Genomic DNA, 21541 nt, shown 5'->3' with positions numbered 1-21541 from the left:
ATTCGGCGTCAGAAATCGGCGCTGAAGCTGATCATGGCGCCCAGATCGGCAGGTTGATCGGCATAGTGCCCCGGTTCGTGGCGATAGAACAGGCTGGCCGCGCCCCGGCCCGATAGCAATGGGCCTTGCCAGGCGAGCTCGCTCACTATTTCGCGGCCTTGCGGCGCTAGCGACAGGCGTTGCACGGCAAAGCTGGCGGTTTCAGTGGCATAATCGTAGCTGGCGGGCAGGTAGAGGCTGAGTCCGCCGCTTTCCACCCGCAACGGCTGGCTGACTCGCAGCCCCAGCGTGTCGCCGCGCGCGATCGCACCGCTGCGCGTTAGGTCGAACGCCCAGGCCCGGCTGGCAAAGCCAGAGCCGTGGGCAATTACGTCGCCATGCTGCGGCCGGGTGAAGCCAAACCTCGTTTCGCCGCCCAATGTCCAGCCGCGGCCCACTTGCCAGCGTCCGCCACTATCGATGAAAATCGTGTCTGCCCCGCCTTGCGCCACTGCTGGATGAAACCTAGCGCCCAGCACGCTGCGCTCTTCGCGAAGCCAGCTCATCCCCAGGGTCGCGGTCAGCGCACCGAAATCACGGTCGAGCGCGAGCCCGAAGTTTTGCGTCGGGAAACGCTCGCGCGGGCGGTAGATCGCTTCCTCGAACCTCGGCGCGTAACCAAGGCGCGCGTCTCCGCTCTCGGCATGGAAAGTCACCCCCCATGGGCCCAGTTCATGACGCAGCGCCAGCGCCGCCGTTGCGGCCTGAAAGAAGCCCGCATCGCTGCGGGTGCCGGGTGCGATGCGAAACGCGGCTGTCGATCGTCCCTGTATCTGCGCCACCAGTCCATCTGCACCCCGGGCAAAGGCAATTCCCAGCTGGGTGCCCGGTGCGATGCGCGTCGCCACGCGCGCCGCCAGAACCTTGGCGCGCTCGGCATCGTCAGCCGTCAATTGCAACGGCCCGGACCATTCGAGCCCGGCGGCACGCGGACCGTCACCGATATGGAACGCCAGCACAGTTTCCCCGCTGCCTGCCGCGATATGCCTTCCCTGCCGTTCTACGGCTCCCCCAAGCCGCGGGACCACGCTCGACCCGGCAATGCCTGTGGCCAGATCGAAGCCATAGGCCCGATCATATTTGTCGGTGACGATCGTTGCCAGGCTTTGTCCGCCTAGCGCATCCCCCATCGCGGGTGAGGCAATCGCGATCCGGTCGCTCAGTCCCATGGCGGTCTGTTGGCCCGCCAGCGTGGTTGTGCCAGCCGGGGCAATCGCGCGCGCAATATCCAGGATTCCCCGCCCGAACAGCGCATCGGTGCCGGTCGCCCCGGCATCCACCGCGCTATCGAGCAGTATCTCCACAATCTCGGCGCCGGTAAGATTGGGGAATGCCTGCGCCAGCAGGGCAACCGCGCCCGCTACTTGCGGGGCGGAAAAGCTGGTGCCTGAAAACAGGGTCACGAATTGCTGGCCGTTGATGTTTTCGACGAATAGCTGCCCGTCCTGGTAGACGCAGCAAATCCGTTCTCCGCGCGCTGTCAGGAAAGAGGCCTGCGCAATCCCCGCGCGATTGCTGAAATCGGACAATTGGCCATTGGCGTCAATCGAGCCGACGATAATGACATTCCCTCCACCTGCCTGGAGCAGGCTGGCGGCAAAGGGATCTGGCTGGTCAGGATCGATCGCGGGGTCGCTCCCGTCGCCGGAATTGCCCGCCGAAACCACGATCACCACTCCCGCACTGGCGGCGCGCGCTATAGCATCGAGCAGGATTTGCGATGCGGCCCCGCCGCCAAGGCTGAGGTTTACCACTGCGGCGCCATTGCTCACTGCCAGGTCGACACCCGCTGCAATCGCGCTGTCGACAAACTGGCATCCCAGCGATGGGTCCTGCGGCGTGTCGGCGGTGCAGCTGCCCGGCTCGTCGGCCCTAAGGGCCAGTACCTGTGCATCGAAGGCGATGCCCAATATGCCTGTATTATCACGCGCGGCGGCCGCGACCATGGCAACATTGGTGCCGTGATCGTCGATACCGTCAACGCCGCGATTGCCCGCTACATCGGTGGAGGCGGGGTGAATGCGCCCGGCGAATTCGGGGCTGTCACTGTCAATCCCGCTGTCAACGATTGCGATTATCGACCCTTGGCCGGTGATCCCGCCTTCCCATGCCGTAATGGCATTGTGAAAGGCTGGCCCGTCGGAATCGCGCAATTCCTGGGTGTTGAAGCTGGTTGGCGTTGGCGATGGCGTGGGAGTTGGCGTGGGTGTCGGAGCGGGCGCCGGAGTGGGGGTGAGGGGCGGAGGTGTGCTTATGGAGCCAGGGCTGCTGCCACCACCGCACGCGGCCAGCAGCGCGGCAGCAGAAATTGCCCCCAATTGGTGCGGACCGAAACGGCAAAACGAAGCGAGCACAGGCATTGTGCGACCTTCCTAACCCTGCCCCTGCAAATGCCAAGTTTAGGCCTTGGGTTATCGTAAGAGCAAGATTTTCTACGCGCCTCGGCACTTGCCGCCACTTGAGCCCCCCGCTAGCAGCGCGAGACGAACCTAATTCTGCCCGTGGAGTGCCCAGTATGTCCAGCGAACTCGTCAATGCCATCGAAGAAGCTTGGGAACGCCGCAGCGAAATCACCCCGGCGGACCAGGATCTCCGCGTCCTGGTTGAAGAGGCGATCGGCATGCTTGACAGCGGTGCAGCCCGGGTGGCCGAACCTGACGGCGAGGGCGGGTGGAAAGTAAATCAGTGGCTCAAGCAGGCAGTGCTGCTGTCATTTCGGCTCAGCCACAACCGCATCATGGAAGGCGGCTCTGCCGGCGAGGCCGCCTATGACAAGGTGCCGAACAAATTTGCCGGTTGGGGCGATAATCGCTTCAGCGAAGCCGGTTTCCGGGTTGTGCCAGGTGCGGTGGTGCGGCGCGGCAGTTTCATCGGCAAGGGCGTGGTGCTGATGCCCAGCTTCGTCAATATCGGCGCCTATGTCGATGAAGGCACCATGGTCGATACCTGGGCCACGGTCGGTTCCTGCGCGCAAATCGGCAAGAACGTGCATATTTCGGGTGGTGCCGGGATCGGCGGCGTGCTCGAACCTTTGCAGGCAGGCCCGGTGGTGATCGGCGACGGCGCCTTCATAGGTGCGCGTGCGGAAGTGGCCGAAGGCGTGCGCGTGGGCGAAGGCGCGGTGCTTTCGATGGGGGTTTACCTCGGCGCATCAACCAAGATCATCGATCGTGAAAGCGGCAAGATCTACCGCGGCGAAGTACCCCCCTATGCCGTGGTCGTGCCTGGCGCGCTGCCGGGCAAGCCGCTGGCCGATGGCAGCCCCGGCCCCTCGCTTTATTGTGCGGTGATTGTTAAGACCGTGGACGCGCAAACCCGCGCCAAAACAGGGATCAACGAACTGCTGCGGGATTGAACCAGACGATAGATTTCAGGAACAATCCCGCTCACCATCCGTAACCAAACGTGCCATTTGTACGAATTACGGGAAGTGGGAGAAGACCATGGAAAACAGAGACGGTAAAGTCCACATTGAGGATGACGAGGCCCGCGCTGCCGTGGGCAATACCGGTTTGCGCTGGGTTCTGGGCATCGGCCTGACTTTGGCAATCATCGCCATGACGCTGGTATGGGTAATTCCGGCGCTCACTGCCTGATCGCTATCCGGCGTTGGCGGGAGTTTCGATAACCGGCGCATTTTGCTGACTGGCGGCAAATTCTTCGGCTCCACGCAGCGCCTTGAGCGCATTGCGCAGCGAGATTTTTTCCAGATCGGCCTGGCTGTAACCGCGCCGGGCCAGTTCTTCGAACAGCGCCGGATAGCCTGAGACATCTTCCATGCCCACGGGGCCGGTCGGCATCCCGTCATAATCACCCCCGATCCCGATATGGTCGATCCCGGCTACGCCGCGAATGTGATCTATATGGTCGGCCATGTCGGCAATGGTCGATTGTGGCGCCGGATTGGCATTGTCCCAGGCCTCCATTCCCGCAGCGACACGATCAGGCTGGCCCTGGAACAGAGCCGCAAGCCGGGCGTTTTCAGCCTTCTGCGCCGCCTGATGCTGGCGCAATTCCTCGGTGATGAACCATGGCAGGGCGACCACCATCACCACCCCGCCGTTTTCAGGCAGGCGGGCCAGCACGCTGTCGGGCACATTGCGGGCATGGCCGTTCACCGCCCGCGCGCCGGAATGGCTGAAGATCACCGGAGCCTGCGCAACATCGAGCACATCGTGCATGGTCTTCTCGCTCACATGGCTCAAATCGACCTGCATGCCGATGCGGTTCATCTCGCGCACGACATTGCGTCCAAAATCGGTCAAGCCATCATGCTCGGGCGTGTCGGTGGCGCTGTCGGCCCAGGGCGTGTTCATCGAGTGGGTCAGCGTCATGTAGCGCGCGCCCAGATCATACATCTGGCGCAGCACGGCAAGGCTGGAACCGATCGAATGCCCGCCTTCCATACCCAGCAACGAAGCGATCTTGCCCGCTGCCAGCGCCGCTTCGACATCATCTGCCGTCAAAGCCAGTTGCATATCATCGGGGTTGCCTGCAACCAGCCGCTTGGCGACGTCGATCTGTTCGATCGTCATCTGGACCGCCTCGGGTTCTTTGAGTGAGGCTGGCACATAAACCGACCAATATTGCGCACCCACCTTGCCACGGCGCAGGCGTGCAAGATCGGTGTGCATTGTGGCTCCTTGCGGATGAGTGGAGCCGGTTTCGCCGGTATCGTGGAAGTCAAACTGGTTGATGACATTACCGAAACGCGAACGAAGCTGCATCGGTACGTCATTGTGCCCATCCCATACCGGCGCCGCGTCCAGCGCGGCCGAGGCCACTTCCTCGGCAGTTTGCGCGGCAGCGACTGTGGGGATGACCACCATGGCGGCGGCAACGCATAGCGTGAACGGTTTCATCAAGGACTCCCGCAGATGATGTTTCGAAACAAGTATGTCCGGCGCGCCATTACGCATGCTGGCACGCTGGAATTCAGGCGCAAAGCGCGGATGACTGCAGATTGCTTCAACAGCGAAGACACGACCCTGCGCGCCAGAAATGGCGCTTGCCGCACGCGCGGCATGCCAACACGGGGTGAAGGGACGGTGCCTCCCTGATGAGGCAGGCACCGCCCGATCAACTTATCAGCTAAGGTGCTTTGAAACCGCAGCCGTCATCTTGAACATCGAGATCTGAGCGTTGCCGATCACCGCGCCAAGCTTGGCATCGGGATTGATCTGACGCTTATCCGTCTTGTCCTGCAGGCCATTGGCCTTGATGTATTCCCACACTTTCGAAGTGACTTGGGCGCGGGTCAAAGGACCCTTGCCAATCACTGCCTCCAGAGCGGGCGACAGGGTCACGGGCTTTTGCAGCGCGTTTCCAGCCATGTTCAATTCCTTTCCTTGTTATGGCCGTTACAATTCGGCGTCGTCATCTTCCCGGTCTTCCTCGTCATCCTGCGACCGGGTGTATTGGGCAACCAGCAACGCGCTGGCGACAACCTGCCCTTCCATCGTTGCGAGCAGGTCTTCCCGCGATGCCCCCGGCATGAGGGTCAGCGGCAGTTCGAGCGCAAACAACTGGAATACGAAATAATGGGTCTCACCGTCCGGCAGATCCGGCAGCAGCCATTCTGAATTGCCAAGCGAGTTCTTGCCGGTGCGCGGCGGAACTTCGCCTTCGAGCAGCTTGCCGCGCTGGCCCGCAAGACCCCACACCAGCCAATGGCAGCGGGGCTCTGCAGCACCGGTGGTCGCATCTTCGACTATTACGACCAGTTCCTGCGCGGCTGGCGGCGGGGCCGTCCATTCGAGCGGTGGGGCAACCGCATCTTCCTCGTCTGCGGTAAAGCAGGGATCGAGTTCGGCGCCCGCGCGAAAGGCGGGGCTGGTCAGTTCGAACCCGCCGCGCCCCAGCGAACGCTCATTCCCGACGCGCGCAATGGCCAGCCCGCCGTGGCGGGCGGCGGGCGGCAAGGCGGATTGGAGCCATTGAGGCAGGTCGGTCACGTTACTGAAGTCCCTCTCACGCAATATTTGAACCCAAAACTAGGGGTTTCCATCCGGCGTGACGAGGTGATTAAGGCAAATTTACACCGGTTTTGGGCCCGAATCTGTGGGTAATTCGGCCTGAAACGGCGAATTCCCCCCTTGAGGGCCATTTGTGCGGGGATTGCCCGCTTGTCGACATGTCGGCATTCTGTGCGCGATCCAAGCCTCCAGTCGCCGGATCCGGTCAATCGAAGAGGGACAAAATGGGTATCGGTCGCACAACCCTAACCGCCACGCTGGCTTTTTCGCTCGTAGCCTGCGGCGGTGGCGGAAGCAGCCCTTCTGGCGGCGGCGCTACGCCAACACCCACGCCTACGCCCACACCCACGGCTTGCTCGGTGCGCGATCGCCAGGACTGGAGCTTTGCCGTCATCGATGAATGGTATCTGTTCCCGACCCTGCTCAACCGCAATGCCAATCCGGCAAGTTTTGCCACAGTGCAGGATTATATTGATGCGTTGGTTGCGCCGGCGCGTGATCAGGGGCGTGACCGCTTCTTCACCTTCATAACCTCGAAAAGCGAGGAAGAGGCACTGATAAATTCGGGTGCCAGCGCGGGCTTTGGTGTGCGGTTGGGTTATGACACGGCCAACAACCGGGTATTCGTGATCGAGGCTTTCGAGAATGCGCCCGGCTTGGCTGCGGGGCTCGACCGGGGCACGGAACTGCTCGCCATCGGCACCAGCAGCAGCAATCTGCAATCGGTCTCCTCGCTGATGGCCGCGGGTGGCCCGCAAGCTGTGATCGATGCTTTGGGGCCATCCGATCCAGGGGTGACGCGCGTCATCCAGTTCCGCACCGCAGCCGGGGCAACGCTTGAGCGAAGCATCGCCAAGACCAACTTCTCGCTTGACCCGGTGTCTGACCGTTATGGTGTGCGGATCATAGACGATGCAGGCAAGAAGGTTGGCTATCTCAACCTGCGCACCTTCATCGTAGACAGTGCGGATGCTGATCTGCGGGCCGCGTTCCAGCAGTTCAAGGATCAGGGCGTCACCGAACTGATCATTGACTTCCGCTATAATGGCGGCGGTTTGGTGCGGATCGCCGATCTGATGGGTGATCTGATGAATGCCGGCAGGATCGGGCAAGTCTGGTCGAAGACCATTGTGCGCGATTCGAAGGCGGCACAATTCAACGAAACAACCAATATCGCTGTACAACCGCAATCGATCACGCCCACCAAGGTCGCCTTCATCGGGCGCGGCGGCACCGCATCGGCCAGCGAGCTGGTGATCAATTCCATGCTGCCTTACCTTGGCAACAACGTTGCGCTGGTAGGCGCCAATACATTCGGCAAGCCGGTTGGCCAGTTCGGCTTCGACCGCGACGAGTGCGATGACCGCTTGCGCGCAGTCACTTTCAAAACCGTGAATGCGGATGATGCAGGCGACTATTTCGGCGGGCTGGCCGATGTCGTGCCCAACACCTGCCGCGCCAATGACGATATCTTCACTCAGCTGGGCGAGCCGACCGAGGCGTCAATCGCCACCGCGCTCGATTTTCTTGCCGGTCGCAGCTGCACCGCCATCGCGGCCGAGGGTGTGCGCACCACGCAGGCTGCGGGCGCAGAACGGCTCTTGCTACAACCCCGGCGCCCAAATGCCGCGCAATATCAGGTCCCAGGATTGTTCTGACGCTAATCCGCGTTCGCATCGGTGCGCGTGAACAGGAACACCAGGAAACCGAAGGCGAACAGCGCATCGCCCGCCAGTACCGCCGCGATCAGCGAGCCGCCTTCACCGGCAAATTCGCGCGGGCCAAGCAGCGCAACCACGCCAACTTTCCCCAGCACGCCCGCCCACAGCACGCGGCCATAACGCAGCGGATCGGTCGCCACGATCAGGTAGACCAGCCCGAAGGAAAAGACGAGCAGGCCGATGGTCCGGCCGTCGATCGTCGATTCGGGAACCAGCATGCCCGCCAGCCCGATCGCAAAATTGTATGCGGCGGCAATCCAGAAGAACATCCGCCAGCCGCGCCCCGCATCTCCATGTGCATTCATGTTCAAGGTGCTCCTTCGCCCGTGAAAGGTTGTTGGTCAGTATAGGCGCAGCCATTGAGCTGCGTTTCGTCGATGGTGATCGTGACCGTGTAGGGATAGCTGCGGTCGCTCATATGGTCGGAGCATTCGCCTGGCGTGACCGCCATCAGCAGTGGCGCACCATCCAGCGTGCCGCTGAAACCCAGCCCGCCATTGCCGGCAAACCGGGAGACTTCGATGATTGTCCCCTCGATGTTCTCAGGCGTCGAATAGGTCATGGCCGAACCGGCAACTTTGGCGCTCCAGAACGGCTCGTTGCCCAGCGCCTTGATCGTCTCGTTTTCGCCTATGCCATCAAACTGCGGCACATCGCCCGGTGCCGGGTCGGCCCCTTGCGAACACCCTGCCAGCAGCAACAAAGCCGCAGCTGTGATTGGCTTCGTGCCTGCCATTGAAGCGATTCCCCTACCCCGTCTCTAAGGTGGCAGTTAAGCCATTGCGCCTGTTGCGTCACCCCCCCTGTTGCTAACGGGTAGAGTTTTCGGCGGTGTGTGTTTTGGCTGAATTGCCAGGGTTGTTTTCGCGCAAGATACTGGAAAGATCTGCCTGCAAGTGCCAAGGCGCCCCGCAAAGGAGCTCAAGGATGGCCGATAGCAACGAAGACTATGTCTACGACGAGGTAAGCGGTGAATGGATGCCTGCGTCCGAATTCGCCGCCGCGCAGGCCGCAGCCGATGCCGTTGAGGTGCGTGACGCGGTGGGCAATCTGCTGGCCGATGGCGATCAGGTGACGTTGATCAAGGATCTCGAGGTCAAGGGCGCGGGTCAGACGCTGAAGCAAGGCACGCTGATCAAGAGCATCCGGCTCACCGGTGATGCGCAGGAGATCGACTGCAAGTATCCCGGGATCAAGGGGCTGGTGCTGCGCGCGGAGTTCGTCAAGAAACGCTAGGGCCGCCGACTGGCTATTTGCAGCGTCGCCGCTACTCCATCAGTGTGCGCACGAACGGGATCAGGCCGGTCTGGCGGGTGCGGCGCATCCTTTCGGCGTGCAGGATTTCCCGCACCTTGACGAAGCATTGGTCTACATCGTCATTGACCACGACATAGTCATATTCCGCCCAGTGGCTGATCTCGCCGCGGGCGCGCTCCATCCGGGTGTCGATCACTTCACCGCTATCCTGCCCGCGGCTTTCGAGGCGGCGGCGCAGTTCGGCCAGGCTGGGCGGCAGGATGAACACGCTCACAACGTCTTGCTGGTCTTTCTGGTAGAGCTGCTGGGTGCCCTGCCAGTCGATATCGAACAGGAAATCCTGCCCTTCTTTCAGCCCCTTGCGGATATAGCCCTTGGGCGTTCCGTACCGGTAGCCGAACACCGTCGCCCATTCGTAGAATTCGTCTTCGGCGATCATCCGGTCGAACTTTTCGTCACTTACGAAATGATAGTCGATCCCGTCGACTTCGCCCGGGCGGCGCGGGCGCGTGGTGGCTGAAACCGATAGCTTGACCTCTTCATCTGCCATCAGCAGCATGTGCGAGATCGTGGTCTTGCCCGCGCCCGAAGGCGAGGAAAGAATGAACATCAGTCCGCGGCGTTGGAGAGCATCTTGGTTGGCCATGTGTGCTGTTGGCGCAAAGCGGGGGGTGGAATCAAGTGCACTGCAGCGCGCAATCGACCTATTTCTTGCGTCCGAAATCGACCGTCACGACGTTTGAGCCGTCATCGCCGCTGGGCGGGCTGTCATCATCGCCGTCAACGGACCCGTCATTTTGGGCATTGTCATGCGCTTCAGGCTCAAGGTCGGGCGCTGTGGCCTGAAACTGCAGACCGAAATCGACTGCCGGATCGACGAAAGCGGTGATCGCGCTGAACGGAACGTTGAGCTTGGCCGGAATCTGGTTGAAGCTGAGCCCGACGGAGAATCCGTCTTCGCGAACTTCGAGATCCCAGAACTTGTTCTGCAGCACGATCGTCATTTCATCGGGAAAACGTTCGCTCAGCTGCGGCGGTATGGAAACGCCGGCGGCGCCGGTCTTGAAGGTAATGTAGAAATGGTGATTGCCCGGCAATTCGCTGCCCGATTGCACGATTTCACCCAGAACGCGGCCCACCACCGCGCGCAGGGCTTCCTGCACGATTTCGTCGTAAGGGATCAGGCTATCAGGCGTTTCTTCACTCATATCGCGTGAATCGTGGCGCTGTGCGCGCCGCTGGTCAAGCGGCAATCGACACACTTGTTGTGGATCGCGAATGCTTGCACGCGGCGGCAGAGCGCCTATAGCGCCCCCATGCGCACTGGCAGGATCGAACGCAATACCGCCGAAACCAGGATCCTTGTCGAGGTCAACCTCGACGGGACAGGCAATTATGACGTTGCCACCGGGATCGGCTTTCTCGATCACATGGTCGAACAATTCTCCAAGCACTCGCTGATCGATGTCACAATGAAGGTGACGGGCGATCTGCACGTCGACCAGCATCACACCACTGAAGACAGTGCGCTGGCGCTGGGCCAGGCGATCACCCAGGCGCTGGGCGACAAGGCAGGTATCGGGCGTTACGGCACCGCCTATTCGCCAATGGACGAAACGCTTAGCCGGGTCGCGCTCGACATTTCCGGGCGCCCCTATTTCGTATGGAAAGCCGGCTTCACCCAGGAACGCCTCGGCGAATGGGACACCGAGCTGATCGAGCACTGGTTTCATTCGGTGGCGCAGACTGCAGGGCTGACGCTGCATATCGAGCTGCTTTACGGCACCAACAACCACCATATCTGCGAAAGCATCTACAAGGGCTTCGCCCGCGCGATGCGCAGCGCAGTTGAGCTTGACCCACGCAAGGGTGGAGCGATTCCGTCAACGAAGGGCCAACTGGGCGGGTAGAATGGCCGAGGCTCTGGCCCTGATCGATTACGGCGCGGGCAATCTCCACTCGGTGCACAACGCACTGATGGCTGCGGGAGCCGAGCATGTCGCCGTCACCGACGATCCCGATCTGGTGCGCGGCGCGCGCCGGATCGTGCTGCCTGGCGTGGGCAGCTTCAAGGCCTGCGCCAAGGGGCTGCGCTCCATTCCCGGCATGGTCGAGGCGCTGGAAGAGCGGGTGTTGCAGCACGGCGTGCCGTTCCTGGGCATCTGTGTCGGGATGCAGCTGCTTGCCACCCGGGGGCTTGAGCACGGCAGCACGCGCGGGCTCGGCTGGATCGGCGGCGATGTTGAACTGATCGAGCCTGCCGATCCATCGATCAAGGTGCCGCATATGGGCTGGAACGATGTCGCCCTGCTGCCCCATGCGCGCAATCATCCGGTGCTGGAGGAAGGCGAAGCCTATTTTCTCCATTCCTATCACTTCGCGGTGAGCGAGGGGCATGACGTGGCGGCGATGACCGATCACGGCGAGGGGCTGGTTGCAGCGGTTGCGCGCGACAATATCATTGGGGTGCAGTTCCACCCCGAAAAGAGCCAGGCCTATGGGCTGGCGACGCTGCAACGTTTTCTGGAGTGGCGGCCATGATTGTGACCGCGGCACCGGCCCACTCCCCCGCCCAGCCACCCGATAGCTTGACTGTCACCATATCGGGTGGCTGGGCGGGGGAGTGGGCTGGCACCGAGCGCGAGAGAAATTCATGATCGTCTTTCCGGCCATCGATCTCAAGGGCGGCGAAGTCGTGCGGCTGGCCGAAGGCGATATGGATCGCGCCACCGTCTATGGCGACAACCCTGCCGCCCAAGCGCTGATCTTTGCCGAGGCGGGGGCGCAGCACCTGCATGTGGTCGATCTTGATGGCAGCTTCGCCGGCCGGGCCGAGAACCGCGAGGCGGTGGAGGCGATTGTCGAGGCTTTCCCCGGCTATGTCCAGCTGGGCGGCGGCATCCGCACACGCGAAGCGGTGGAGGGCTGGTTCGACCTTGGCGTGGCGCGGGTGGTGATGGGCTCCGCGGCCTTGAAAGACCCTGAATTCGTGAAGGACATGGCACGCGAGTTCGAAGGCGGGATCGTGGTCGCGGTCGACGCGAAAGACGGCATGGTCGCGACCGAAGGCTGGGCCGAAGTCTCCGACGTGCCGGTGGTTGATCTGGCGCGCAGGTTCGAGGATGCAGGCGTCGCGTCGCTTCTCTTCACGGACATTGGCCGCGACGGAATGCTCAAGGGCTGCAATATCGACGCCACTGTGGACCTTGCGCGCCGGGTCGATATTCCGGTGATCGCCAGCGGCGGGGTCAAGGGACTGGACGACATTCACGTCCTTTCGCTCCACGCGCATGAGGGCATTGAAGGCGTGATTACCGGGCGCGCGCTTTACGAGGGACGGCTGGACCTCGCCGCTGCGATCGCGATGGGCGCGCGGGCATCATGACAGTCCGCATTCGGGTCATACCATGTCTCGACGTTGCCGATGGGCGCGTGGTCAAGGGCGTGAATTTCGTCGACCTCAAGGATGCCGGTGATCCGGTCGAACAGGCCAAGGCTTATGACGAGGCGGGCGCGGACGAACTGTGTTTTCTGGATATCTCCGCCAGCCACGAAGGGCGCGGCACGTTGCTCGATATCGTGCGGCGCACGGCAGAAGTGTGCTTCATGCCGCTGACCGTGGGCGGCGGGGTGCGCTCGCCTGAGGATGCACGCGCGCTTTTGCTGGCGGGCGCCGACAAGGTGGCGGTCAATTCCGCCGCGGTCGCCCGGCCGGAGGTGGTAGCGGACATTGCGGCGAAATTCGGCAGCCAGTGCATGGTCGCCAGCGTCGATGCCCGGCGCACCGGTGAGCGCAGGTGGGAAATCTTCACCCACGGCGGACGCAAGCCGACCGGGGTGGACGCGGTGGAACATGCGGTGCGTTTGGCACAGCTGGGTGCGGGGGAACTGCTCGTTACATCGATGGATGGCGACGGCACGCAGGCGGGTTACGATCTCGAGCTGACCCGCACGATTGCAGACGCGGTCAATGTGCCGGTGGTCGCCAGCGGCGGTGTCGGCACGCTCGAGCACCTCGTGGAAGGCGTGACCAAGGGCCACGCCAGCGCGGTGCTGGCGGCGTCGATCTTTCACTTCGGCACCTACTCGATTTCGGATGTACATGCGGCACTCCGCGCTGCAGGCTTGCCCGCGCGCGGCATCTAGCCGTTGAATTGTCGTCATCGCGAGCGTAGCGAAGCAATCCAGAGCGTCACGCGATGCGGCTTTCGATTGTCGCGTCGCTTCGCTCCTCGCAATGACGAGAGTTGAACCGTGTCAGACATCCTCACCCGACTTGAACAGACTATCGCCGCCCGGCGCGCCGCCTCGCCCGATTCAAGCTATGTCGCGCGGCTCAACGCTGCCGGTTTGCCCAAGATCGCGCAGAAGCTGGGCGAGGAGGCGACCGAGGCGGTGATTGCGAGCCTTGCCGGAACTCGGGAAGATCTGGTGGGCGAAGCGGCCGATGTGCTGTTCCACCTGCTGGTGCTGCTCGGCGCAAAGGACATTGCGCTGGCCGATGTGCTGGCCGAGCTTGACCGGCGCGAGGGCACTTCGGGCCTTGAGGAGAAAGCGAACAGGAGCGAATAGTCATGCCGATCGACGCGACCCAGCCCTATGATGACAATAATATCTTCGCCAGGATCCTGCGCGGCGAAATCCCTTCGAACAAGGTCTATGAAGACGAGTGGGCCTATGCCTTTGAAGACATCAACCCGCAGGCCGAGATCCATACGCTGGTGATCCCCAAGGGGCGCTATGTCAGCTGGGACGATTTTTCCGCCAAGGCACCGGATGAGGAAATCGCCGGTTTCGTGCGCGCGGTGGGCGAAGTGGCGCGGATGAAGGGGCTGGTCGAGCCCGGATACCGCCTGCTCGCCAATATCGGCGGGCATGGACATCAGGAAGTGGCGCATCTGCACGTGCATATCTTCGGCGGGCACCCGCTGGGGCCGATGCTGGCGAGAAGGTCGTAATTCACCGCAATTCAGACTCGTTTCGTCGGTTTGCCTTGCGGGGTGAGTCGTGCCTCAGCTAGAGCGCTTTTCAGATGATCAGGCCCAATCCTCCCGGCGGCTGTTTGGACGGCGCGCGGCACCTTTATGCCGTACGGGTTTATTATGAGGACACCGATCTTTCGGGCATCACCTATCACGCCAATTACCTGCGCTGGTTCGAACGTGCGCGCAGCGACCTGCTGCGCATGCTCCACATTGACCAGCGCGCCGCGATCGAGGCGGGAGAGGGCGCCTATGCCGTGTCGGAGATCAGCCTCAAATACCTGCGCCCGGCAAAGCTCGATGATGATGTGCTGATCGAGACCACCTGTACCGAACTGCGCGCGGCAAGCTGCCGCATGCAGCAGCGCGCCTTTCGCGGCGATGAGCTGCTGTGCGAAGCGACATTGCGCGTCGGCTTTATCTCGCCCGATGGCCGCCCGCGCCGCCAGCCCGATGAATGGCGCACAGCCTTCAAGCATTTCATGGAAGATACTCTCGCATGACTGCCAGCCTGCTTTCCCTACTTGCCGCCACGCCCACGCGAATTGATCCGCTCGAGCTGTTCCTGGATGCAGATATCGTAGTGCAGGCGGTGATGGTCGGCTTGCTCCTCGCCAGCGTATGGGTGTGGACGATCATCGTTTCCTTCAGTCTGCGGATGGGCAAGCTCGAACGCGGAAGCCGCGAATTCGAAGGCGATTTCTGGGACGCCGAGGAATTTGACAGCCTCACCACCGGGCGTGCGCGCAAGGATCTGCCCTCTGCCCGGGTCGCGGCAGCGGGGCTGAGCGAATGGAAACGTTCGACACAGCATCCACCGGTTGATCGCGACGGCACGCGCCAGCGGCTGGCCAGCGCGATGGAAAGCCAGGTGGCGAAGGAGGCTGACGATCTATCCGAACGGCTCAACTTCCTCGCCACGGTCGGCTCTGTCGCGCCCTTCGTGGGCCTGTTCGGTACGGTGTGGGGCATCATGAACAGCTTTTTCCAGATCGGGATGCAGGAAAGCTCTTCGCTTGCCGTGGTCGCCCCCGGCATTGCCGAGGCGCTGTTTGCCACCGCAATCGGCCTGTTCGCCGCCATTCCTGCGGTAATTGCGTACAACCGCTTCAGCCACCGCGTGAACCGTTATGAGTCGCGCCTGCAACGCTTTGCGGACAAGTTCCACTCCGCGCTGAGCCGCGAACTGGATAAGGCCTGATGGCTATGGGTCTGGCCTCTTCCGGTTCGCGCGCGCGCCGTTCGCGCCGCGCGCCGATGGCCGAAATCAACGTCACCCCCTTCGTCGATGTGATGTTGGTGCTGCTCATCATCTTCATGGTCACCGCACCGCTGCTCGCCTCAGGCGTGCCGGTCGAGCTGCCTGACAGCCGCGCCAACCCGATCGACCAGACTCCCGACCAGGTGACGATCAGCATCGATCCCACTGGCACGATCTATGTGGGGGACGAACGGGTCGAGGCAGGCAGCTTGCCGGGTGCACTGGCGGCGATTGATCGCGGCGCCGACGGCAAAGGCCCGGTGATCGTGCTGCGCGGAGATCGCAGCCTGCAATATGGCCGGGTGATGGCGGTGATGGGCGAGCTCAACCGTGCAGGCTTCAATTCGATCTCGCTGGTCACCAACAGTTCAGTTTCACCGCCATAGTCGGTGTGACTGCGATGGAAACAACCGCTCTGAGGCAGGATGAGAAGGTAGGCCTGGCAATTGCGCTGGGCTTGCACCTGGCGCTGGCCGGAGTGCTGCTGTTCCAGCCAGGGCCAGGCGAAGGGCTCGAAGTGCCCGAACGCATGACGGTCAGCCTCACTACCGACGTTGCGCTGCGCTCCACCGCGCCGCAGATCGCGGCCGATAGCCGAGCGGCGCTGGCGCCTACAGTGGCTGACGAAGCCCAGGCCCCGGTCGAGGCAGCGCCCGATGCAGCGAAGCGGCCAGACAGGCCGCCACCGCCCACGAACAATTCGCGCGCTGCGGTTTCCCAACCCGTGCGCCAGGCTGCCCAAACCCCGCCGCGCCAGGCGACCGGAACGCAAGTGGGCGAGAACTTCCTTGAAGGCGTGGGCTCCAACCGGGCCTCTGATGACACCCGCATCCCTGCCGAAGAGATCGGCCGCAGCGCACGCGCCAGCCTGGTCCAGGCAATCTCGCGCCAGATCAAGCCGCACTGGAACGCGCCCTCGGGCGTGGATGCTGAATTGCTGGTGACCGAGCTAGCCTTTGAGCTTAATGAGGATGGCAGCCTGAAGGGCCGGCCGCGAGTGCTGCGCCAGACGGGCGAGACCGCCGCCAATCGCCCGCAAAAGGCACTGCATGCCGAACGTGCGATCCGCGCGGTTCAACTCGCCGCGCCGTTTGACCTGCCTGCCGAGTATTACAACGCCTGGAAGTCGATCCGGGGCGCACGTTTCGATAGGAATCTCTCTCAATGAAAACTCTTGCACTCGCCTTTGTCGCCCTGTTGTTCACCGGTCCGCTCGCGGCGCAGAGCCAGGATCTGGGGCAACCAGTGCCCGAAGGTGGGCAGGTAGAAACCACCGGCGTTGAAGCATCGGGAGAAGATGCCGACGCCGGGCTGACTTTCACTGTCACCGATGAAAGCGACTGGGCCGATCTCAGCATTGCCATCCCCGGCTTTGCCGCTGACCGCGATGTGGCCACGCCTGCCAATGCCGATGGCACCGGCGCGCTGGGGCGCGAGATCGCACGTGTCATCACCGCCAATCTGCAGAACAACGGGCTGTTCCAGCCGATCGGCCCCAACGGGCTGCCGCAACCCGGCTTTGCCGAGATCACTGCGCCCGCCTGGGGCAACTGGCGCGGGCGTGGGGCGGAAATGCTGGTGCACGGCTATGTCCGTGCACGCGGCGACGGCAAACTGGTGATCGGCTGCTATCTCTACGATGTGGCGCTGCAGGATGAGCTGGTGCGCGAAGGCTGGGTGGTTCCACCAGCTGACTGGCGGCGCGCAGCACATAAATGTTCGGACATCATCTATGCCAGGCTGACCGGTGAAAGCCCGTTCTTCGACAGCCGCATCGCTTACATCGCGGAAACTGGCCCCAAGGACAAACGGGTCAAGCGGCTGGCAATCATGGATTCGGATGGCGCGAATCACCGCTTCCTGACGCTGGGCAGCGCCACCGCTCTCACCCCGCGTTACTCCCCCGACTATTCGAAGCTGCTCTACCTCTCCTATGTCGATGGCAATCCGCGCCTCTATGTCTATGACATCGGCACGGGGCGCCAGACGCTGGTAACGCAAAGCACCAACCCTACCTTTGCCCCGCGCTGGAGCCCCGACGGGCAGACCATCCTCTATTCGATGGCGGTTGCCGGAAACACCGATATCTACCGTGTTCCTGCAAGCGGCGGGCGCAGTGTGCGGCTGACCGATGCGCCCGGGATCGACATTGGCGGGTCCTATTCGCCTGACGGCAAGCAGATCGTGTTCGAAAGCGATCGTTCGGGCAGCCAGCAGTGTTATATCATGAACGCTGACGGCACGAACCAGCGCCGGATCAGCTTTGGCGGCGGGCGTTGTGCGACGCCGGAATGGAGCCCGCGAGGCGACCAGATCGCCTTCACCCGCATTGCGGGCGATTTCAACATTGCAGTGATGAGCCCCAATGGGCGCAACCTGCGCGTTCTGACGGGCGGATGGCAGGATGAGGCACCCACATGGGCGCCCAACGGCCGCATCATCCAGTTCTTCCGGACCGAACGAAATTCGGGCCGTTCGTCGCTGTGGCAAGTCGATCTGACGGGCCGGAATGAAAGAAGGCTGCCGACGCCGGTAGACGCGTCGGATCCGGCCTGGGGACCGATACTCCCCTGATTATCTTCGTTTGTGATACAACCCCCTGCCTGTAATGGCCCATTTTCGAGAGGATACCGAATCATGAACACGCGATTTGCAACTGTTTTGCTGCTTGCTTCGGCAACCGCATTGGGTGCCTGCTCAAAGAAGGCACCCGAGCAACTGCCGCCGCCGCCGCCGAGCACCACTGCTCCGTCCACGACAACCCCCGCGCCAACGCCCACCGGCCCACAGGTTGGCAGCCAGGAGCATTTCGTGAGTGCGGTGAACGGGCAGAACGTGATCTATTTCGACACTGACCGTTTCAATATCGATAGCCAGGATGCTGCAGCGCTGCAGACACAGGCGCAATATCTCGCGCGCTATCCGCAGGTCCTGGTCACCGTGGAAGGCCATGCCGACGAACGCGGCACGCGCGAATACAACCTTGCGCTGGGCGAACGCCGGGCCAATGCCGCGAAAAACTATCTCGTCGGGCTGGGCGTTGACGCCGGCCGCGTCGCGACAGTCAGTTACGGCAAGGAACGTCCGGTGGCACTGGGTTCGGACGAACAATCCTGGGCGAAGAACCGCCGCGCCGTGAGTGTGGTGATCAACTAATCGAGGAAAAACGACGGGCGGGGCAGGTCAGGGGCTGATGCTTCGGCCTGCACCGCCAACATGCCACTGCCGCCATCCAGCCCGCGCTGGTCAGGGGTCAGGAACAGCGCCATCGCCGCCATGGCGAAGGTTGCAAAGCTGCTGGAAATGGCGAGTTGTTTGCTCATCGGTTTGTCTTGGACGGTGTCCCTAGGGTCAAATGGTTACGGACCTATTGCAATGCAACATTTCACGCTGAAACTGGTTCCCGCATCTTCCCTTGGATTGCAACCAGCCCTAGACTAGCCGCGATTATGGCCAGACCAACTGCAACCGAAACGGGCACAAATGCCTAAAGCCCGCCGATCCAACGACTGGGGTTTCCCGCGCTGGCGCGGGTATGGCAGCTCGCGTGAGGCAACCAATGTGCGCATTTGCGACCGGCATGGTTGCGATGAGCCCGGCAATTGCCCCGCACCCAAATCACCCAATAGCCCCGAGCGATGGTATTTCTGCCAGGCGCACGCTGCCGAATACAATTCGAAGTGGGATTATTTCGAGGGGCTCGACAAGGCCGAGACGGAAGCTCGCGCCAAGGCCGAACGGCGCGACAATGCGGGCTATGCCGAGGCTGCGCATTATAGCTGGGGCGGGGCGGGTGACGGTTCGCGCAGCGCCGATGAAATACGTGCGCTTGATGTGCTCGAGCTTGAGATCGATGCCGATTTCGTGACGATCAAGAAAGCCTGGCGCGAGAAGGCCAAGACCGTCCATCCCGACGTGAAACCCGGCGACAAGGGCGCCGCCGCCGAGTTCCAGAAATTTCAGCTCGCTTATGAAGTGCTCAAGGCGGCGGAGGAACGCCGCGAATGGAAGGGGTGATCAACCGAAAGAAAGAACCTTTCTGTCCTTAGCGAGTGACGCAGCGAGTAGGAAAGCGCACAGTTTTCATTCGGTTTTGGGCCCTGCCAATCCCCTGGCGGTTGCATTGATCGCCGTGTCAGGATTGTCGTTCCACCAGGCAACGTCTTTCCATGGCCTGACATCAAGCTCATGCGTCCAGCAGTTTTTCGGCTGGTGCGCCAGGTGCCAATAGGTTTCCGCAAGCGCAGCAGGGGCTACCACCCCGCCCTCTCCCTTGGCTGATTTGAAGGCGTCGAATCTGTCGCCCAACATCTTGCCCAAAGTGTCGGGCGCATCGACCGCGCCATCCACCACTACATGCGCAACATGGATGCCCTTGGGCGCGAATTCGGCATTGAGCGTCTGGCACAGCATCCGCCGCCCGCCCATCGCGGCAGCGTGGCTGTGTTGCCCGGCATTGCCGCGCATGGCGGCGGTGGCTGAAGTCACCAGCAGCGTGCCCTTGCCGCGCGCGGCCATCGCCGGGAACATAGCATGGGCTAGGCGGAACAGGCCAAACGTTGCCAGCCGCCAGCCCAGCTCAAAGACACGGTGCGGTGTATCTTCTAGGCTGCGGGTGCCGATCTGGGCGCCAAGGTTGTAGAGCGCGCAGTCGATCGGGCCGATGTCGCGTTCGACCCGCTCGACCAGTTCCTCGATCGTGCCGTCCTCTGCCGCGTTGAGCAGCGTTCCGCTGGCCGATCCGCCGGCCTGCTCGATCTGGCTCACCAGCCGCGCCAGCCCTTCCTCGTCGCTGCGGCGCGCCAGCACCGCGTGATATCCCCCGGCGGCAAAGCGCGCGGCGGCGTGTCCGCCAATCCCCGCGCCTGCGCCGATGACGAGAAACACCGGCTTGTCACTTGCCATGTCGCAAACTCCCCAGGTTCAAGGCCGTCAGACTATGCGCCGGTTTACACCTTCGCCAGTGCCTGATCGAAGTCGGCGATCAGATCGTCAGCATCTTCGATTCCGATGCTGATGCGCACGAGATTGTCGGTAATGCCCAGCGCTGCCTTGCGCTCATCGGGCACCGAAAGATGCGTCATCGAGGCGGGATGGCTGGCGAGCGTCTCAGTGCCGCCCAGGCTCACCGCCAGCTTGGCCACTTTCAACGCATCCAGGAAAGCAAAGCATTCTGCCTCGCCGCCCTTGATGAACACCGAGAAGGTCGAACCCGCGCCGCTGCAATGGCGGTTGTAGATGTCCTGCTGGCGCGCATCCTTGATGAAGCCAAGATAGCCGAGCCCCTCCACCTTGGGATGGGCGCGCAGGAATTCGCACACCTTGGCCGCGTTCTCGCCCGCGCGCTGCATCCGCAGTTCTACCGTCTCAAGGCTGCGCAGCAGCATCCAGGCAGTATTGGGATCGGCGATGCCCCCCATCGTGTTCCTGAGCGCCCGCACAGGGTCCATCCATTTCTTCGCGCCAGCTACGCTGCCCGCGACAAGATCGGAATGGCCGCCAACATATTTGGTCAGCGAATAGCACACGATGTCCGCACCATTATCCAGCGGGCGCTGCCATAGCGGCCCAAGGAAGGTGTTATCGATCGCGATCGGGGTGATTTCGGGATCGAGCAATTCGTCCCGCGCGGCCTTGACTGCCTCTACATCGACCAGCGCATTGGTGGGATTGCCCGGGCTTTCGAGATAGACCATCGCCACCTTGCCGCCATTGGCATCGGCCTGCGCCCGCGCCTTCACCAGCACCGCATCGATCTCCTCGCGGGTCGCGCCCGCAGGGAAGTCGACATAGGTCACGCCGAACTTGCTCAGCACCTTGGCGACGAAGCCTTCGCTGGCGGCGTAGAGCGGGCCGGAATGCACGATCACATCGCCCTGTGAACAATAGGCCAGCATCAGGATGCAGATCGCGGTCATCCCGCTGGAAAAGGTCAGCGCGTCTTCCGCACCGTCCCAGATCGCCAGCCGGTCTTCCAGGATTTCCTGGTTGGGGCCGTTGAAGCGCGAATAGACCAGGCCTTCGGCGCCGCCCGGGCGCTTGCCCGTGATCCCTTCGAAATGGCGCTTGCCCGCGGCAGCGCTTTCGAAGGCAAAGGTGCTGGTAAGGAAGATCGGCGGCTTGAGCGAACCTTCGGACAGCGCCGGATCATAGCCATAGCCCATCATCAGCGTGCTGGGCTTCATCGGTCGCCCGCCGATCTTGGCAATCGGCTCTTTGGGCTTGCGGCGCGGAGTAGGCTGGTCGACAGCATCGACGGCGTCAGTCATGGGGATAATATCCTTCCTCTTCGAGCGCCCCCAGGAA

General features: G+C 62.4%; 28 protein-coding genes. 17 read left to right on the top strand and 11 right to left on the bottom strand.

Going from position 1 to position 21541, the window contains the following annotated elements; all coding sequences use genetic code 11:
* Positions 1-8: 8 nt before the first annotated feature.
* Positions 9-2399: a S8 family serine peptidase gene (locus ACX2DJ_RS00215; RefSeq protein ID WP_462570315.1), complete on the bottom strand. Its 2391-nt coding sequence runs from the start codon at positions 2397-2399 to the stop codon at positions 9-11.
* A 155-nt stretch (positions 2400-2554) separates the two neighbouring features.
* Here ACX2DJ_RS00215 and dapD point away from each other — a divergent pair, with 155 nt between their 5' ends.
* Both dapD and ACX2DJ_RS00205 read left to right on the top strand, forming a co-directional pair.
* Positions 2555-3394, top strand: coding sequence for a 2,3,4,5-tetrahydropyridine-2,6-dicarboxylate N-succinyltransferase (gene dapD, locus ACX2DJ_RS00210; protein WP_462570314.1), 840 nt, complete (start codon positions 2555-2557; stop codon positions 3392-3394).
* Positions 3395-3482: 88 nt separating this feature from the next.
* Positions 3483-3635, top strand: a complete 153-nt coding sequence (locus ACX2DJ_RS00205) for a hypothetical protein (RefSeq protein WP_462570313.1) — start codon at positions 3483-3485, stop codon at positions 3633-3635.
* Positions 3636-3638: 3 nt separating this feature from the next.
* On the opposite strand, the gene ACX2DJ_RS00200 is transcribed toward ACX2DJ_RS00205, so the two are convergent.
* From ACX2DJ_RS00200 to ACX2DJ_RS00190, 3 genes are all read right to left on the bottom strand, one after another.
* Positions 3639-4901, bottom strand: coding sequence for a dipeptidase (locus ACX2DJ_RS00200; protein WP_462570312.1), 1263 nt, complete (start codon positions 4899-4901; stop codon positions 3639-3641).
* A 225-nt stretch (positions 4902-5126) separates the two neighbouring features.
* Complete coding sequence (locus tag ACX2DJ_RS00195; protein ID WP_462570311.1) at positions 5127-5372, bottom strand: SWIB/MDM2 domain-containing protein; 246 nt, start codon at positions 5370-5372, stop codon at positions 5127-5129.
* 27 nt (positions 5373-5399) lie between these two features.
* Positions 5400-5993 (bottom strand): YbhB/YbcL family Raf kinase inhibitor-like protein, encoded by a 594-nt coding sequence (locus tag ACX2DJ_RS00190; RefSeq protein WP_462570310.1) that lies wholly within the window; start codon positions 5991-5993, stop codon positions 5400-5402.
* A gap of 245 nt (positions 5994-6238) precedes the next feature.
* Here ACX2DJ_RS00190 and ACX2DJ_RS00185 point away from each other — a divergent pair, with 245 nt between their 5' ends.
* Positions 6239-7672, top strand: coding sequence for a S41 family peptidase (locus tag ACX2DJ_RS00185; protein ID WP_462570309.1), 1434 nt, complete (start codon positions 6239-6241; stop codon positions 7670-7672).
* Between the two features lie 2 nt (positions 7673-7674).
* On the opposite strand, the gene ACX2DJ_RS00180 is transcribed toward ACX2DJ_RS00185, so the two are convergent.
* Both ACX2DJ_RS00180 and ACX2DJ_RS00175 read right to left on the bottom strand, forming a co-directional pair.
* Positions 7675-8040 carry a hypothetical protein gene (locus ACX2DJ_RS00180; RefSeq protein ID WP_462570308.1) on the bottom strand — a complete coding sequence of 122 codons (366 nt, stop codon included), beginning with the start codon at positions 8038-8040 and terminating at the stop codon, positions 7675-7677.
* Positions 8041-8042: 2 nt separating this feature from the next.
* Positions 8043-8471 (bottom strand): COG3650 family protein, encoded by a 429-nt coding sequence (locus ACX2DJ_RS00175; RefSeq protein ID WP_462570307.1) that lies wholly within the window; start codon positions 8469-8471, stop codon positions 8043-8045.
* 191 nt (positions 8472-8662) lie between these two features.
* Between ACX2DJ_RS00175 and ACX2DJ_RS00170 the strand changes: the two genes are divergently transcribed.
* On the top strand, positions 8663-8971 hold the full coding sequence (locus ACX2DJ_RS00170; protein ID WP_462570306.1) for an alkylphosphonate utilization protein: 309 nt from the start codon (positions 8663-8665) through the stop codon (positions 8969-8971).
* Between the two features lie 31 nt (positions 8972-9002).
* On the opposite strand, the gene gmk is transcribed toward ACX2DJ_RS00170, so the two are convergent.
* A complete protein-coding gene (gene gmk / locus ACX2DJ_RS00165) occupies positions 9003-9638 on the bottom strand; it encodes a guanylate kinase (RefSeq protein WP_462570305.1) in 636 nt (211 codons plus the stop codon).
* 58 nt (positions 9639-9696) lie between these two features.
* Complete coding sequence (locus tag ACX2DJ_RS00160; RefSeq protein ID WP_462570304.1) at positions 9697-10200, bottom strand: SspB family protein; 504 nt, start codon at positions 10198-10200, stop codon at positions 9697-9699.
* Between the two features lie 108 nt (positions 10201-10308).
* Between ACX2DJ_RS00160 and hisB the strand changes: the two genes are divergently transcribed.
* From hisB to pal, 12 genes are all read left to right on the top strand, one after another.
* Entirely contained in the window at positions 10309-10902 is a 594-nt protein-coding gene (gene hisB / locus ACX2DJ_RS00155; protein WP_462570303.1) for an imidazoleglycerol-phosphate dehydratase HisB, read from the top strand.
* Position 10903: 1 nt separating this feature from the next.
* Positions 10904-11533 carry an imidazole glycerol phosphate synthase subunit HisH gene (hisH, locus tag ACX2DJ_RS00150; protein WP_462570302.1) on the top strand — a complete coding sequence of 210 codons (630 nt, stop codon included), beginning with the start codon at positions 10904-10906 and terminating at the stop codon, positions 11531-11533.
* 112 nt (positions 11534-11645) lie between these two features.
* The gene (hisA, locus tag ACX2DJ_RS00145) at positions 11646-12377 is read left to right on the top strand and encodes a 1-(5-phosphoribosyl)-5-[(5-phosphoribosylamino)methylideneamino]imidazole-4-carboxamide isomerase (RefSeq protein ID WP_462570300.1); all 732 of its coding nucleotides are present in this window, start codon (positions 11646-11648) and stop codon (positions 12375-12377) included.
* A complete protein-coding gene (gene hisF / locus ACX2DJ_RS00140; RefSeq protein WP_462570299.1) occupies positions 12374-13138 on the top strand; it encodes an imidazole glycerol phosphate synthase subunit HisF in 765 nt (254 codons plus the stop codon). The genes hisA and hisF overlap by 4 nt, the downstream gene beginning before the upstream one ends.
* A 108-nt stretch (positions 13139-13246) precedes the next feature.
* Positions 13247-13564 (top strand): phosphoribosyl-ATP diphosphatase, encoded by a 318-nt coding sequence (locus ACX2DJ_RS00135; RefSeq protein WP_462570298.1) that lies wholly within the window; start codon positions 13247-13249, stop codon positions 13562-13564.
* A gap of 2 nt (positions 13565-13566) precedes the next feature.
* The gene (locus ACX2DJ_RS00130; protein WP_462570297.1) at positions 13567-13950 is read left to right on the top strand and encodes a histidine triad nucleotide-binding protein; all 384 of its coding nucleotides are present in this window, start codon (positions 13567-13569) and stop codon (positions 13948-13950) included.
* Positions 13951-14024: 74 nt separating this feature from the next.
* A complete protein-coding gene (locus ACX2DJ_RS00125) occupies positions 14025-14477 on the top strand; it encodes a YbgC/FadM family acyl-CoA thioesterase (RefSeq protein ID WP_462570296.1) in 453 nt (150 codons plus the stop codon).
* Positions 14474-15175 carry a protein TolQ gene (tolQ, locus tag ACX2DJ_RS00120; RefSeq protein WP_462570295.1) on the top strand — a complete coding sequence of 234 codons (702 nt, stop codon included), beginning with the start codon at positions 14474-14476 and terminating at the stop codon, positions 15173-15175. The genes ACX2DJ_RS00125 and tolQ overlap by 4 nt, the downstream gene beginning before the upstream one ends.
* The gene (locus ACX2DJ_RS00115) at positions 15175-15621 is read left to right on the top strand and encodes an ExbD/TolR family protein (protein WP_462570294.1); all 447 of its coding nucleotides are present in this window, start codon (positions 15175-15177) and stop codon (positions 15619-15621) included. Before tolQ ends, ACX2DJ_RS00115 begins: the two co-directional genes overlap by 1 nt.
* 14 nt (positions 15622-15635) lie before the next feature.
* Positions 15636-16403 carry a cell envelope integrity protein TolA gene (locus ACX2DJ_RS00110; RefSeq protein WP_462570293.1) on the top strand — a complete coding sequence of 256 codons (768 nt, stop codon included), beginning with the start codon at positions 15636-15638 and terminating at the stop codon, positions 16401-16403.
* Positions 16400-17809, top strand: a complete 1410-nt coding sequence (tolB, locus tag ACX2DJ_RS00105) for a Tol-Pal system beta propeller repeat protein TolB (RefSeq protein WP_462570292.1) — start codon at positions 16400-16402, stop codon at positions 17807-17809. Before ACX2DJ_RS00110 ends, tolB begins: the two co-directional genes overlap by 4 nt.
* A 63-nt stretch (positions 17810-17872) precedes the next feature.
* Entirely contained in the window at positions 17873-18391 is a 519-nt protein-coding gene (gene pal / locus ACX2DJ_RS00100; RefSeq protein ID WP_462570291.1) for a peptidoglycan-associated lipoprotein Pal, read from the top strand.
* On the opposite strand, the gene ACX2DJ_RS00095 is transcribed toward pal, so the two are convergent.
* A complete protein-coding gene (locus ACX2DJ_RS00095; RefSeq protein WP_462570290.1) occupies positions 18388-18558 on the bottom strand; it encodes a hypothetical protein in 171 nt (56 codons plus the stop codon). The genes pal and ACX2DJ_RS00095 overlap by 4 nt on opposite strands.
* A gap of 160 nt (positions 18559-18718) precedes the next feature.
* Here ACX2DJ_RS00095 and ACX2DJ_RS00090 point away from each other — a divergent pair, with 160 nt between their 5' ends.
* Complete coding sequence (locus tag ACX2DJ_RS00090) at positions 18719-19252, top strand: J domain-containing protein (protein ID WP_462570289.1); 534 nt, start codon at positions 18719-18721, stop codon at positions 19250-19252.
* Between the two features lie 66 nt (positions 19253-19318).
* Here ACX2DJ_RS00090 and ACX2DJ_RS00085 read toward each other — a convergent pair whose 3' ends face one another.
* Together ACX2DJ_RS00085 and ACX2DJ_RS00080 are read right to left on the bottom strand one after the other, a co-directional pair.
* Positions 19319-20140, bottom strand: coding sequence for an SDR family NAD(P)-dependent oxidoreductase (locus tag ACX2DJ_RS00085; RefSeq protein WP_462570288.1), 822 nt, complete (start codon positions 20138-20140; stop codon positions 19319-19321).
* Positions 20141-20184: 44 nt separating this feature from the next.
* Positions 20185-21504, bottom strand: a complete 1320-nt coding sequence (locus ACX2DJ_RS00080; RefSeq protein ID WP_462570286.1) for a cystathionine gamma-synthase family protein — start codon at positions 21502-21504, stop codon at positions 20185-20187.
* Positions 21505-21541: the final 37 nt, after the last annotated feature.

The organism is Altererythrobacter chaiwopuensis (genome assembly GCF_054957755.1).
This window is presented reverse-complemented; position numbering and strand designations above follow the sequence as displayed.